This window comes from Sphingopyxis sp. 10G20-10 (assembly GCF_057365075.1).
Genome location: NZ_CP195117.1, coordinates 1,177,654 through 1,191,159 on the forward strand (window position 1 = coordinate 1,177,654; position 13,506 = coordinate 1,191,159).

Here is a 13,506-nt window from a genome sequence, read left to right on the forward strand (position 1 = left end):
CACAAGCCGAACTTGCCGCCACCCGCTCTCATCTTATCGGTGATTATTACCGGCCCAATTGTCCGCGAATGGCGCCATTGGGATAAGGTGCGGTGTGGATATTCACATAATAGTTTGTGTAATCCTGTTCGATCGCATCCTCTTTCCACTCGGCGCGGCCTTTGCAGCCTTTCCAACTGCCTTCGTTCGATTTGGTCAGTGCCATCACGACCGGGCCGTTGGTTCCGGCGGCTCCACGGTGAATGTGCATACCGGTAATCGGGTCGATGTTGCGGATATTTTTGACGTCATAGCAAATCTGGTTGAGCTCATCGCTCACCGTCACTTCGGCGGTGGCGGAGCCGTCGGGATCGCCGCCGCCGACTTCTTGGGCGCCGGTCAGATTGGCGTGGCGCGTTTCGGCAACCGCTTCCGCGGCGCCTTCTTCAATCGTCGCACAGGCGCCAAGCGCGGTGGCGGCGAGCAGGGGGGCAATCCAAAGTGTCTTTTTCATTTACTCTCTCCCACATTATCTTTGAGGTCGGTCGGGCCATGCAGGACTAACCCCCTGCAAGCGCGGGAGTTCCGGTTTCCCTACACCTCCGCCTAGTCTGGCGGCCGGACGCACGTGTTCAGCGATAGTCGATTCGAACCTTCGCGGCGGCGGCGACCGCTGCCGCCCGGGCCTGATCGGTGGTGCCGCCCGCAACCCGTGCCAGCGCGACGCCCATGCGGCGATAGGGGCGGGTGACGGGCTTGCCAAAGATGCGGACATCGGCCCGCGTGTCTCCATCGGGTGCGTCGAGCGCCTCGGTCAGGCCCGTGAAGGCAAAATCCTGCGCGTCACGGTCGGCGAGGATGACCGCGCTGGCGCTGGCCTCCGGCACCGTCACGGCGGGCAAGGGCAGGCCCAATATCGCGCGCACGTGCAGGTCAAACTGCGACAGGGTTTGCGAAATCAGCGTCACCATGCCGGTGTCGTGTGGGCGCGGCGACAATTCGGAGAAGATGACCGCGTCGCCTTTCACGAAAAACTCGACCCCGAAAATCCCGTGGCCGCCCAGCGAATCGACGACTTTGGCCGCCATATCCTGCGCGGTGGACAGCGCAGCGGGCGACATGGCGGCAGGTTGCCAGCTTTCGCGATAATCGCCGCGTTCCTGCCGGTGCCCGATGGGCGGACAAAAACTCACTCCGTCCTTGTGCCGCACGGTCAACAGCGTGATCTCATAATCGAAATCGACAAAGGCCTCGGCGATGACGCGCTGCCGGTCGCCGCGCATCCCTTTGGCGGCATAGTCCCAGGCGGCGGCGATGCCGTCGGCGTCCTTGACCGTGCTTTGCCCCTTACCCGAAGAAGACATGACGGGCTTGACGATGAGCGGAAAGCCGACACGCGCGGCGGCGGTCCTCAATTCGTCGCAGCTTGTCGCATATTCATAGGTCGAGGTGGCAAGCCCAAGCTCTGATGCCGCCAGATCGCGGATGGCATCGCGGTTCATCGTCAACTGCGCGGCGCGCGCGCTGGGCACGACATGATAACCCTCGGCTTCCATTTCAGCTAGCACCGACGTGCGGATTGCCTCGACCTCGGGGACGATATGATCGGGCTGATGCTGTTCAATAGTTGCGCGCAAGGCATCACCATCGAGCATCGAAAACACCGCAAAATCATCCGCCATCTGCATCGCCGGCGCTCCGGCATAGCTGTCGCAGGCAATGACACGGCAACCCAGCCGCTTGGCCGTAATCGTAAACTCGCGGCCCAACTCGCCCGAGCCGAGAAGCAGGATGGTGGCGGTGGGGGTCATGTCTGGCTCCTTCGTTCAGGCAGAGTGTGAGTCATTTCCCATGAGACGCCGAGCCACGAGGCTCACTCCCACTCAATCGTCCCCGGCGGCTTCGACGTATAGTCATAGACCACGCGGTTGATGCCGTTGACCTCGTTGATGATGCGCGTGGCGCAGCGGCTCAGAAAGGCGGCGTCGAAGGGGTAGATGTCGGCGGTCATGCCGTCGGTCGAAGTCACGGCGCGCAGGGCGCAGACATTGTCATAGGTGCGGCTGTCGCCCATCACGCCGACGGTTTTGACAGGAAGCAGCACGGCAAAAGCCTGCCAGATCGCGTCGTACAGTCCGGCGTTGCGGATTTCCTCCAGATAGATGGCGTCGGCCTTGCGCAAAATGTCGCAGCGATCCTTGCTGACTTCGCCGGGGATGCGGATCGCGAGGCCGGGACCGGGGAAGGGGTGGCGGCCGACAAAAATATCGGGGAGTCTCAATTCCTTGCCGAGCAGTCTGACTTCGTCCTTGAACAATTCGCGCAACGGTTCGACGAGCGCCATCTTCATCCGGGCGGGCAGGCCGCCGACATTGTGATGGCTCTTGATCGTGACGCTCGGTCCGCCGGTGAAAGACACGCTTTCGATGACGTCGGGATAAAGCGTGCCTTGCGCGAGGAAGTCGGCACCGCCCAGCTTTTTGGCTTCTTCGTCGAACACATTGATGAATTCGCCGCCGATGAATTTGCGCTTGGCCTCGGGGTCGCTGACGCCTGCTAGGCCCTCCATGAAGCGTGCTTCGGCATCAACGACGACGAGCGGGATGTTGTAATGATTGCGGAATAAGTCCTCGACCTGTGTGCGTTCGTTCATGCGAAGCAGGCCGTGATCGACAAAGACGCAGGTGAGTTGTTCGCCAATCGCCTCGTGGATCAGCACCGCTGCGACGGCGCTGTCGACCCCGCCCGACAGACCGCACAGAACGCGCTTGTCACCGACTTGGGCGCGGATGTCGGCGATCTTGCTGGCGCGAAATTCGGCCATTGTCCACTCGCCCGCACAGCCGCAGACATGGCGGACGAAATTGGCGATCAACTTGGCTCCGTCGGGCGTGTGGACGACTTCGGGGTGGAACTGGGTGCCATAATAGCGGCGTTCATCATCGGCGATCAGCGCGAAAGGCGCGCCGTCGCTGGTTGCAACGATGCGGAAACCGGGGGCGAACTTGGTGACCTTGTCGCCGTGGCTCATCCATACCTGATGACGGTCGCCGACCTCCCACAAACCGTCGAACAAGACGCAGGGTTCGGTGACGGTCAGAAAGGCGCGGCCGAATTCGCCGCCCCGTTCGCCGTCGAGCCCGCCCGGATCGACCTGTCCGCCCAATTGCTGGCTCATTACCTGCTGCCCATAGCAAATGCCGAGGATCGGCAGGCCGCTGTCAAAGACGCTCTGCGGCGCGCGTGGGCTGCCGTCAGTGGGAACAGAGGCGGGCGATCCCGACAGGATGATCCCCTGCGGCTGCATCCGTTCGAGCGCGGCCTCGGCCTGTGTGAACGGGACGATCTCGCTATAAACGCCGGCTTCGCGGACGCGGCGGGCGATCAACTGGGTGACCTGACTGCCGAAATCGACGATCAGGATGGATTCATCGATATGAGGGGAATGGGGGGCGAAAGAGGGGGATGGAGTCGGCATGTCAGGCCGATAAGGGTGCAGCGCCATGCTGTCTAGATGCTGCACTGTCGTCACGCTCGATAAGGCCGTTGTCGGGCGTCGTCGGTCGTTGGTGGAACTTTGCTTTTTCTGGGATAAAGTTGCGACAAATGGCCTTTAATTCCCAGTCTAAGTTTGTCGTTGCGACGGTTCATCTTGGCGACATCAAGAAAAACTAAGATCAAAATTATAAAAGGCTCTCCTCCTTATGACCTTCTCCCGCTTTTCCTTTCCGGTAAAGGCCGTATTGCTTGCGGCGACCGCGTCAATTGCGTTCCCCGCGACGGCAGCAACCGAGCAGCCCGTCAATTCAGCGGCAACAAGTTCTGACGAAGACGCCATTTATGATGATATCGACAACAGCGAGATCATCGTAACCGCGCCACGTCTCGCGGGGCAGCTCGATACGCGCATTGCCGCAGAGGTTGAACTCGATGAGGCCGCAATCACCAGCTATGGGGCTTCGTCGGTCGAAGATCTGATCAACGCTTTGGCTCCGCAAACGCGGTCGGGCCGTGGACGCGGCAGCGGGAGGCCGATCATATTGGTCAACGGACGCCGCATTTCGGGCTTTGGCGCAATCCGAAACCTGCCGCCCGAAGCGATCGTCAAGGTCGAGGTGTTTCCGGAGCAAGTGGCGCTAGAATATGGCTATGCCGCCGACGAACGGGTAGTCAATCTGGTCCTGAAGCCTGATTTCAAGCAAATCTCGCTCGAAGATGAAGCGGGATTGGCGACGCAGGGCGGGCGCTTTCGCAACGAGTTGCAGCCCGCGTTCACGAGCATTGGCAAGAATGGCCGGATCAATATCGACAGCAGGTGGGAAACCAACGGCATGTTGCTCGAAAGCGAGCGCAACCTGACCCCTGTCGCGGGCACCGCAGCCGACGCCAGTGCGCGCAGCCTGCTGCCAGAATCGGACAAATATGTCATCGACGGCACGTTGGTCCGCAATATCGACAAGCTCACCGAAGCCTCGATCAACCTGCGCTTTGACCAGACCGACAGCCTTAGCCTGCTCGGCCCCGGCGCGGGCGGTGTGTCTGATCCGTTGCGCCGGAACAGCCGCGAGCAGAATTTGGCCAGCTCGGCGAGCGTCAACGGCATGATCGGTAATTGGCGCTGGTCGGTGACGGGCAATTATTCGGACAGCGATTCGCGCATTTTTACCGATCAGATTAGCGGTGGCCGTGACCGTTTTGACAGCAGCAGCCAGAGTTTTGGCGTCAACGGCAATGTGTCGGGCACCCTGACCGAGGGATGGGCGGGGCCGGTCCAACTGACCTTTACCCCGGGCTATAGCGGCCTGCGCTTTGACAGCCGGTCGGAACGCGCCGGAACCGTGACGACCACACGCTTGTCGCGTGATTTGCCCGGCGCACTAGGCATCATCACCGTGCCGTTGCTCGATCCCGACTATGATGTCGGGAATATCGGGACGGTCACACTGACGCTCAATGGTCAGGTGCAGGAACCGAGCGACTTTGCGACGCTGAAGTCGTGGGGGGCCTCGCTCAACTGGGGCCTGACCAAAAATCTGTCGGTTCTGGCGAGCTATGCCAGCGATGAGGCGGCGCCGAGCATCACCCAATTGGGCGCGGCCCCGCTGGTGACGCCGCTGGTCAACTATTATGATTTCGCCACCGGCCAGACGGTCCAGATTACCACGACAACAGGCGGCAATCCGGCCTTGCTGGCCGAGCAGCGCCGCGATTTCGGGCTGGGGCTGAACTGGTCGCCGCCAATGGTCGAGGGGCTGAATCTCTCGGTCAATTACAACAGCAACCGCAGCTTTGACACCAGCAACGCCTTTCCGATCCTGACGCCAGAGATTGAGGCCGCGTTCCCCGGTCGGGTGACGCGCGACGGCAATGGCGTGTTGCAGGCGGTTGATCTGCGCCCCGTAAATTACAACCGCGCCACCAATTCGCAAATCCGCTGGGGCTTTAACTTCGGACGCAGTTTTGGTCAGCCCGAAGCGGCCAGCGGTGGCGGCGGTGGTCGTGGCGGCGGCGATGGTGCGCGTCCGCAACGCCCCGATGGTCCGCCGCCGGGTGCGCGCTCGCCCGATGGCAAAGCGCCGCCCGCTGACGGAGCCGCTCCCCCCGACGGCAATGCAGCAAAGTCCGGCGAGGGTGCCGCGCCGCCGCCGCGTCCTGCGGCTGGCGGGCGTGGTCGCGGTGGCGGGCGCAGTCCCTTTGGCAATCGTCAGAGTGGCCGCTGGCAAGTGTCGCTTTATCATACGATCAAGCTGACCGATCAGGTGCTGATCCGGCCGGGTGTGCCCGAGCTTGACCTGTTGAACGGGTCGGCGACCGGCAGCGATGGTGGCAGCAACCGCCACCTTTTCGAATTGGACGGCGGGGTCTTTTATCAAGGCATCGGGGCGCGGATCAGTGCGCGCTATGACAGCGGCAGCCGCGTCAATGGCGGGCTGACCGGCGGCGATTTGAAGTTCGGCGATCTGGCGACGATCAACATGCGCTTTTTCATGCGCTTCGACAGCAAGCCCAAGCTGATCAAGGCGGCCCCCTTCCTTAAGGGCTCGCGTCTGCGGTTGTCGGTCAACAATCTGTTCGATGCCCAACGCCGCGTCACCGATGGCACCGGCGTGGTCCCGATCCGCTATCAGGCCGATTATCTCGACCCGCTTGGCCGCTATGTCGAACTGGAGCTGCGCAAGAGTTTCTAAATTCGTCGGATAATCAAATTACGGATTTCGCTCATATCTTCCATCGCAAAACGGATGCCTTCGCGGCCCAGGCCGCTGTCTTTGACTCCGCCGTAGGGCATATTGTCGACGCGATAGGAGGAGACATCGTTGACGACGACGCCGCCGACATCCAGCTTGTCCCATGCGCCGAGCACCTGGTGGATGTCGCGGGTGAAGATGCCGGCTTGCAGGCCAAATTTGCTGTCGTTGACCTCGGCCATCGCCTTGTCCCACTTTTTGAATTTGGACAGGATGGCCAGCGGACCAAAGGCTTCTTCGCGATAGGCCTTGGCCTTGCGGTCGACATTTTCCAGCAAGGTTGCTTCGAGCATCGCGCCGTCGCGTTTGCCGCCGCATAGCAATTTTGCGCCGCCATCGACGGCTTCCTTGATCCAGGTGTCGAGGCGTGTCGCTTCTTTTTCGGAAATCATCGGGCCGATGAAGGTCTCGCGCATTTTGGGATCGCCCGAAACCAGCGTCTTGGTTTTCTTGATCAGCATGGCGCGGAATTTGTCGTAGATATCTTCGTGGATGATGATCCGCTGGACTCCGATGCACGACTGGCCCGACTGATAAAAGGCGCCAAAAATGATACGTTCCAGCGCATGATTAAGATCAGCGTCCTTGTCGACGATGACCGCCGCATTGCCGCCGAGTTCAAGCACGACCTTCTTTTTCCCCGACTTGGCCTTGAGGTCCCAGCCGACGCCGGGTGAGCCGGTGAAGCTGAGTAATTTGAGCCGTTCGTCGGTGGTGAACAGGTCGGCCCCATCGCGCGTTGCGGGAAGGATACTGAACGCACCCTCGGGCAAATCACATTCGGCCAGCACTTCGCCCATGATGATTGCGCCGAGCGGGGTCATGCTGGCGGGTTTCATGACAAAGGGACAGCCGATCGCAATCGCGGGGGCGATTTTGTGTGCGGCCAGGTTCAGCGGGAAATTGAACGGAGAGATAAAGCTGCACGGACCGATCGGCACCCGTTTCCACATCCCCATATAGCCTTTGGCGCGGGGGGATATGTCGAGCGGCTGGACCTCGCCATAATTGCGGACCGCCTCTTCGGCGGCGATGCGGAAGGTGTCGATCAGCCGGGTAACTTCCCCCTCGGCATCGTTGATCGGCTTGCCGGCTTCGACGCACAGGGCATAGGCCAGCTCGTCAAACCGCTCCTGAAAGCGTTTGACGCAATGGGTCAGGACATTCTGCCGCTCATAGCTCGCCATTTCGGCCATAGGTTCGGCGGCTTTGACCGCACCGGCGATTGCCTTGTTGATGACGTCGGGTGTTGCCAGCGCAGTTTTGAACGCGGGTTTGCCGGTATATTTGTCGGTGACGACAAGGTCAGTGTTCGGCTGTTCCGCTTTGTTGTTCAAATAAAGTGGATAAGTGGATTTCAGTTTCATTGCTTAATACCGCCAAGCTTCAGTGGTGATTGAACGCGCTCACGTTCGACCTTGGGCTGGACTTTGCTCCGATCCCGAAATGGCTTATTGATACCATCTTGCCCAATCCACTCGAAAATTTCATCGGCTGACTTAGTGATGGGATTCCCTTCAGGAGTGCCAGAAGAGCTAATTCGATCGTAGAATTCGATTCCATCCTCCGAAACTTTTGCAAAAAACATTCTGTTCTCTGATGTGGTCAGTTTTAGTAGTACCGACCCGTAAATCGCCTTCGCGTCGATTATAGAAATTCCGGACATCACAATTCCTTCGACAACTTCTTGATGTCGTGGTTCAAAATCTGGTCATTCTCCGAATAATCGACCGGACAATCGATCAGATGCACACCCGGAACATCGCGTGTGTGGACCAAAAGTTCCTTCAAATGCGCAGCGCTTTCAACACGATGGCCGTGGGCGCCATAGCTTTCGGCATATTTGACGAAATCGGGGTTGCCATAGGTCAGCCCGAAATCCTTGAACCCCATATTGGCCTGTTTCCAACGGATCATGCCATAGCTGCTATCGTTGAGAACCAGCACCGTCAGGTTCAGTTTCAACCGCACGGCGGTTTCCATTTCCTGACTGTTCATCATAAAGCCGCCATCGCCGCAGATCGCCATAACATTGCGGTCGGGATAAACCATCGCCGACATCATCGCGCTCGGCAGGCCGGCACCCATGGTGGCGAGCGCATTGTCGAGCAGCACGGTGTTGGGACGATAGGCGGTATATCCCCTCGCAAACCAGATTTTATAGACGCCATTGTCGAGGCAGATGATGCCATCGTCGGGCATGGAGTCGCGGACCGATTGCACCAGATGGGGTGGAAAGATCGGGAAGCGTGTGTCTTTGGCCAGCGGCGCGGTATGCTCCACCTCGCCCTGACGATAGCGCAACATGTCGTCGAATTTCCAACCGCCGTTGGGGACGATATCCTCTTTGATCTGCCAAACCGCATTGGCGATATCGCCGATGACTTCGATATGCGGGAAATAGACCGGATCGACCTCGGCTGTCTTGGTCGACACATGGATGACGGTCGGACCACCCGTATGCATGAAAAAGGGTGGTTTTTCGATGACATCATGCCCCAGATTGACGATGCAATCCGACGCTTCGACGGCACGGTGGACGAAATCACCCGCGCTTAAGGCCGCACAGCCCAGGAATTTGGGATGCCGTTCGTCAATCACGCCCTTGCCTAATTGGGTGGTCAGAAAGGGAATGCCGGTTTTCTCGATGAATTGCAGCAACATGCGGCTTGTCATCGTCCGGTTGGCACCCGCGCCGATGACCAGCACCGGCGATTTGGCGTTTTCGATGGCCTTCACCGCTTCGCGGACCGATTTCACATCGGCGGTCGGACGGCGGACAAGGCTGCGCTTGATCGGGGTGGAATCGGTATGTTCGTCGGCAATATCTTCGGGCAATTCGATATGCACCGCGCCGGGTTTTTCTTCTTCGGCCAGCCGGATCGCTTCGCGAACACGACTGGGGATATTGTCCGAAGACGCCATCTGATGCGTATATTTGGTAATCGGCCCCATCATCGCGACGACGTCGAGGATCTGGAAACGCCCCTGTTTCGATTTCTTGATCGGCTTTTGGCCGGTGATCATCATCATCGGCATACCGCCCAATTGGGCATAGGCGGCGGCGGTGACGAAGTTGGTCGCACCGGGGCCGAGAGTGGCGAGGCAGACGCCGGTTTTGCCGGTGTGACGGCCATAGGTCGCCGCCATAAATCCTGCGCCTTGTTCGTGACGTGTCAGGATCAATCTGATTTTCTTCGATCGCGATAAGCTGTCGAGAAAGTCGAGATTTTCTTCGCCCGGAACCCCGAATATATATTCGACGCCTTCTTCCTCCAGACATTCGATGAACAGGTCAGATGCTTTTTTCATATACAGTCGCCCCCTCTGCCGTGCGCCAATATGGGCACGGAAAAATCATGGTGCTGGCGACCCTCAGCACATTTTTGTCACATCGGCCCCGACATTTGATCGCGAGTCCTTGGTTGTGGAAGAAGGGAATGTAACGAGGGGACAAGGAGTTGTCACGTGGGGCGTGGTAGAGGTGTAAACCATCGTCATTGCGAACGGAACGAAGCGGAGGCGGGGCCACGCAATTTCATTCCAAAGGTCACAAAGGTCACACTACGTCCCCCCTCTATCGCTCTCTGGGCAGTACGGCCTCTGCACGGCGGCGGCGAGAGCGAGGGCGGATATGCGGGTCATCCGTAAGCTTGGAGCATAGTCGGATATTGTAGGAAAGGGGATTTTGTGCGGCGGCGAGTTTGGCCGTTAAGGGAAGCCAGCGAATGTAACGAGGGAGATGGGCATCTCTTTCCAAAGCGCTTGGCCGCCAAGATTCATTCAATATCGAATAACCCTGCCAGTTGTTCGACCATGGTGCCGCCCAATTGTTCGGCGTCCATGATGGTGACGGCGCGGCTGTAGTATCGGGTGACGTCGTGGCCGATGCCGATGGCGGCGAGTTCGACGGGGGATTTTTTCTCTATCCAGTCGATGACCTGCCGCAGATGTTGGTCCAGATAGGCGCCGTGGTTGACCGACAAGGTGCTGTCATCGACGGGGGCGCCGTCCGAAATCACCATCAAAATCTTGCGCTCTTCGGGGCGGTTGATGATGCGGTGGTGCGCCCACATCAGCGCCTCGCCGTCGATATTCTCTTTGAGCAATCCTTCGCGCATCATCAGGCCCAGCGATTTGCGCGCGCGGCGATAGGGTTCGTCGGCCGGTTTATAGATGATGTGGCGCAAATCATTCAGGCGGCCCGGTTGCACCGGACGTCCGGCGGCGAGCCAGTCCTCGCGGCTTTGCCCGCCCTTCCACGTCCGGGTGGTGAAGCCCAATATTTCGGTTTTGACGCCGCAACGTTCGAGCGTGCGGGCGAGAATGTCGGCGCTGATCGCGGCGATGCTGATCGGACGTCCGCGCATCGACCCCGAATTGTCGATGAGCAGCGTGACGACGGTGTCGCGAAAATCGGTGTCGCGTTCGATTTTGTACGACAAGGACTGGCCGGGCGAGACGACAATTCGGGCCAGCCGCGCGGCGTCGAGCAAGCCTTCTTCCTGATCGAAATCCCATGCGCGGTTCTGTTGCGCCATCAACCGGCGCTGGAGCCGGTTGGCGAGCTTGGTCACCGCACCCTGCAGATGCGCCATTTGCTGGTCGAGATAGGCGCGCAGCCGGGTGAGCTCGTCGGCATCGCAAAGCTCGGTTGCCGCGATGATCTCATCATGCTTTTCGGTGAAGCGCAGATAGTTGAATTCGGGCACGTCGGTCGGCAGGCGGTTGGGGCGGACGGGAAGCATCCCCTCATCGCCTTCGCCGCCCATTTCGGGGTCTCCGTCGGCTTCCATTTCCTGAGCGTCGGGGTCGGTGTCGCCGTCGTCGGCCTCGTCACCCGCCATTTCGGCGCGGGCATCGGCCTGACTTTCGCTGCTGCTGCCTTCTTCGCTTTCCTGTTCCTGCTCGCTGTTTTCGGCCTGTTCCTGATCCTCGTCGCCGCCGTCCTCGGCACCATCGTCCATTGCGTCGTCGGCCTGGATCAGGTCGAGGTGCTGAAGCGCGAGCCGCGCCGTCTGGGCAAAGGCGGACTGGTCGTCGATCAGCATCGACAGTGCGGTCAGGTCGCCGCCCGCATGGCCCGCAATCCAGTCGCTGATCAGAGCCAGCCCGTCCTCGGTTCCTTGCGGCGGCGCGTCGCCGGTCAGCGCCTGACGCAGCATCAGCTCCAGCGCGCTCGACACCGGTACATCGTCGCGACTTTGGGCGCGCGATATCGGGTCGCTGCGCATCCGCATCGCGAGGCTCGCCGACAGATTATCGCGCATACCCGCCATCGAGCGGGCGCCGAGCGCCTCGACACGCGCGCGCTCCATCGCGTCAAAGCAAGCCGCGGCGATAGGTTCGGCAGGGCGGGCCGCATTGTGCAGCTTTTCATTGTGGTGCCGCATCCGCAGCGCATAGCTGTCGGCAAAACCGCGCGCTTCGGCCACCTGATCGGCGGGAAGGCCGCGCGACGGTGTCGGCACCTTGATCGCCTTGCCCACCTGCGCCGGAGCGTCGGCGGTAAAGCCGACCTCGACCTCTGCATCGCGGGTCACGGCGCGCGCCACGCTCGACAGCGCGGTCTTGAAATCGTCGAGGGGGGAGGGATTGGTCATAGCGGTTGCCTAAAGACAGAATATCAATGGATTCGGTTACAGATTTGATCGTCATCGGGTTTGGGGTCGGCGGGGTCGGGAAGCAAGCGAAAGACGTTGGCCACCATTGTGGCTGTGCGCTCGCTCCGCGTCATCTTTCCATCGACGACATCGATGAAGTCGCGGCACACGGCGGCGCTACGCAAAAAATTGCTGTGTCCCGTTGCGCTTCGCGACACGTCGGTGGTGTCGACCACGGTCACGCCCGGCTTGTCCTCGGCAGGATAACAGCGGACAGGAAGCCCGTTGGCCTTGAGCGCCTCGGCGTCGAACGGGTTGAAGCAATAGGGCGAGCCGAGCCGCGGATAGCCATGCAACGCACGCGATGCCGCCAGCGCCTTGTCGGCCAGCGAGACATAAAGCGTGATCCGCCGCGCCTGTTTGACGCGGCGCATCGCCAGCACTTCGGCACCAATATCGCGCTCAAAGGCTTCGCTGTCGATGTCGGGAGAGGCGAGGATGATGTTGGAGATGTTGCTGCTGTCGCTGTTGCTCGATGTGCGGTCGACATATTCGATCGCGGGCACCACCAGCCGCGCGCCCAGCGAGTGCGAAACGACCACGATTTCCTTGACCCACGGGCGCTCCGCCAATGTTTTCAGGAAGTCCCGAAAGTTGAGAACGTCGAAATACATATTGGTTTCATCGACGGCATAGCTGAGCAATTTGCCCTGCGACGGCCAGCTATATTCGATCACCGGTCCGTCGAACGCGGTCATGCGGGCGATTTGGGCCGCGTCTTTCGACGTGGTTTCAAATGTTTCGCGATAGCCATGGACATAGAGGAGAACGCGGCCCTGACGGGCGTCAGTTTCGGCCTGCAAGGCCCGCCACCAATCGCCCTTGTCCTGAAAGGCGAGCGGGGTCAGAAATTCCTTTTTGCCGCGCCCATCTTGCTGAACGCTTGGTGCCGCAAAACGCCCGTAGCGGACATGGTCGGCGCGATGGTGCAGCATGTGGATGGCCGGCGTCCGGCAATCGGGCAGCCGTGTGGTGACGACGAACAAGGGCAGCGCGTCCGCATCCACCGTCGTGCCGGGGGTGGGGTCGCAACGGGCATCGGCGACATAGTCCGCGTGCCTGATCTTCCCATATTCGACCGTTGCGGCGCAGCCGGTCAACGACAGCGCGGTGATGGCCGCCACCAGGATCGAGCAAGGCTTCATGGCGCACTACCGCTGTGACTAAGTCGTCTGGCGACAAGTTGAGCCCTCCCCCTTGATGGTGGAAGGTTGGGTGGGGGTGATGCTTCGGCCAGCGCCGCCGCCAATTGTATGGCAACGCCTTCAATGTTGGTCAGCGCATCCCTGTTCCAAAAGCGAATAACGCGATAGCCATCGGTTTCGATTATGGCCGTGCGCGTCGCATCGGCTTGCTCATTATGCTGTCCGCCGTCAATCTCGATTACTATTCGCGCCCGATGGCTGGCAAAATCTGCGATATATTGGCGGAAGGGAACCTGCCGACGGAATCTCCATTCAGGAAAGGCTGTACGCAGCAGTATCCACATTGCGCGTTCGGCATCTGTCACCTGCGTCCGCAATTGGCGTGCGCGTTTGGTTGCGCCCTCAGGTGGGGTTCGTTTCATGCCGCGACCGCACCCCCTCCGCTGCAACTAAGTCGCTCGGCTGATGCCG

At 60.1% G+C, this 13,506-nt stretch carries 10 protein-coding genes; 1 reads left to right on the forward strand and 9 read right to left on the reverse strand.

What is annotated here, in order from left to right; genetic code table 11:
* Positions 1-46: 46 nt before the first annotated feature.
* The 3 genes from ACR3XE_RS05710 to guaA form a co-directional block, all read right to left on the reverse strand.
* Positions 47-493 (reverse strand): CHRD domain-containing protein, encoded by a 447-nt coding sequence (locus ACR3XE_RS05710; protein ID WP_473698574.1) that lies wholly within the window; start codon positions 491-493, stop codon positions 47-49.
* 118 nt (positions 494-611) lie between these two features.
* Positions 612-1,790 (reverse strand): formate-dependent phosphoribosylglycinamide formyltransferase, encoded by a 1,179-nt coding sequence (gene purT, locus ACR3XE_RS05715; protein WP_486185973.1) that lies wholly within the window; start codon positions 1,788-1,790, stop codon positions 612-614.
* A 62-nt stretch (positions 1,791-1,852) separates the two neighbouring features.
* On the reverse strand, positions 1,853-3,457 hold the full coding sequence (guaA, locus tag ACR3XE_RS05720) for a glutamine-hydrolyzing GMP synthase (RefSeq protein WP_473698573.1): 1,605 nt from the start codon (positions 3,455-3,457) through the stop codon (positions 1,853-1,855).
* Positions 3,458-3,683: 226 nt separating this feature from the next.
* Here guaA and ACR3XE_RS05725 point away from each other — a divergent pair, with 226 nt between their 5' ends.
* Entirely contained in the window at positions 3,684-6,167 is a 2,484-nt protein-coding gene (locus ACR3XE_RS05725; protein WP_486185974.1) for a TonB-dependent receptor, read from the forward strand.
* On the opposite strand, the gene ACR3XE_RS05730 is transcribed toward ACR3XE_RS05725, so the two are convergent.
* From ACR3XE_RS05730 to ACR3XE_RS05755, 6 genes are all read right to left on the reverse strand, one after another.
* Positions 6,164-7,594: an aldehyde dehydrogenase family protein gene (locus ACR3XE_RS05730; RefSeq protein ID WP_473698570.1), complete on the reverse strand. Its 1,431-nt coding sequence runs from the start codon at positions 7,592-7,594 to the stop codon at positions 6,164-6,166. The genes ACR3XE_RS05725 and ACR3XE_RS05730 overlap by 4 nt on opposite strands.
* Entirely contained in the window at positions 7,591-7,893 is a 303-nt protein-coding gene (locus ACR3XE_RS05735) for a hypothetical protein (protein ID WP_473698569.1), read from the reverse strand. Before ACR3XE_RS05735 ends, ACR3XE_RS05730 begins: the two co-directional genes overlap by 4 nt.
* Complete coding sequence (locus ACR3XE_RS05740) at positions 7,893-9,539, reverse strand: acetolactate synthase large subunit (protein WP_473698568.1); 1,647 nt, start codon at positions 9,537-9,539, stop codon at positions 7,893-7,895. The genes ACR3XE_RS05735 and ACR3XE_RS05740 overlap by 1 nt, the downstream gene beginning before the upstream one ends.
* A 467-nt stretch (positions 9,540-10,006) precedes the next feature.
* Positions 10,007-11,830, reverse strand: coding sequence for a cobaltochelatase subunit CobT (gene cobT, locus ACR3XE_RS05745; RefSeq protein WP_473698567.1), 1,824 nt, complete (start codon positions 11,828-11,830; stop codon positions 10,007-10,009).
* Between the two features lie 23 nt (positions 11,831-11,853).
* Positions 11,854-13,035, reverse strand: coding sequence for an alpha/beta hydrolase (locus tag ACR3XE_RS05750; protein ID WP_473698566.1), 1,182 nt, complete (start codon positions 13,033-13,035; stop codon positions 11,854-11,856).
* Positions 13,032-13,457, reverse strand: a complete 426-nt coding sequence (locus tag ACR3XE_RS05755; protein WP_473698565.1) for an endonuclease domain-containing protein — start codon at positions 13,455-13,457, stop codon at positions 13,032-13,034. The genes ACR3XE_RS05750 and ACR3XE_RS05755 overlap by 4 nt, the downstream gene beginning before the upstream one ends.
* Positions 13,458-13,506 lie beyond the last annotated feature (49 nt).

Bases quoted from the DNA above. Each gene is read 5' to 3' on its own strand.
- ACR3XE_RS05730 (WP_473698570.1), bottom strand. From the start codon at position 7,594: ATGAAACTGAAATCCACTTATCCACTTTATTTGAACAACAAAGCGGAA.
- ACR3XE_RS05735 (WP_473698569.1), bottom strand. From the start codon at position 7,893: ATGTCCGGAATTTCTATAATCGACGCGAAGGCGATTTACGGGTCGGTA.
- ACR3XE_RS05755 (WP_473698565.1), bottom strand. From the start codon at position 13,457: ATGAAACGAACCCCACCTGAGGGCGCAACCAAACGCGCACGCCAATTG.
- ACR3XE_RS05750 (WP_473698566.1), bottom strand. From the start codon at position 13,035: ATGAAGCCTTGCTCGATCCTGGTGGCGGCCATCACCGCGCTGTCGTTG.
- ACR3XE_RS05710 (WP_473698574.1), bottom strand. From the start codon at position 493: ATGAAAAAGACACTTTGGATTGCCCCCCTGCTCGCCGCCACCGCGCTT.
- ACR3XE_RS05740 (WP_473698568.1), bottom strand. From the start codon at position 9,539: ATGAAAAAAGCATCTGACCTGTTCATCGAATGTCTGGAGGAAGAAGGC.
- cobT (WP_473698567.1), bottom strand. From the start codon at position 11,830: ATGACCAATCCCTCCCCCCTCGACGATTTCAAGACCGCGCTGTCGAGC.
- purT (WP_486185973.1), bottom strand. From the start codon at position 1,790: ATGACCCCCACCGCCACCATCCTGCTTCTCGGCTCGGGCGAGTTGGGC.
- guaA (WP_473698573.1), bottom strand. From the start codon at position 3,457: ATGCCGACTCCATCCCCCTCTTTCGCCCCCCATTCCCCTCATATCGAT.
- ACR3XE_RS05725 (WP_486185974.1), top strand. From the start codon at position 3,684: ATGACCTTCTCCCGCTTTTCCTTTCCGGTAAAGGCCGTATTGCTTGCG.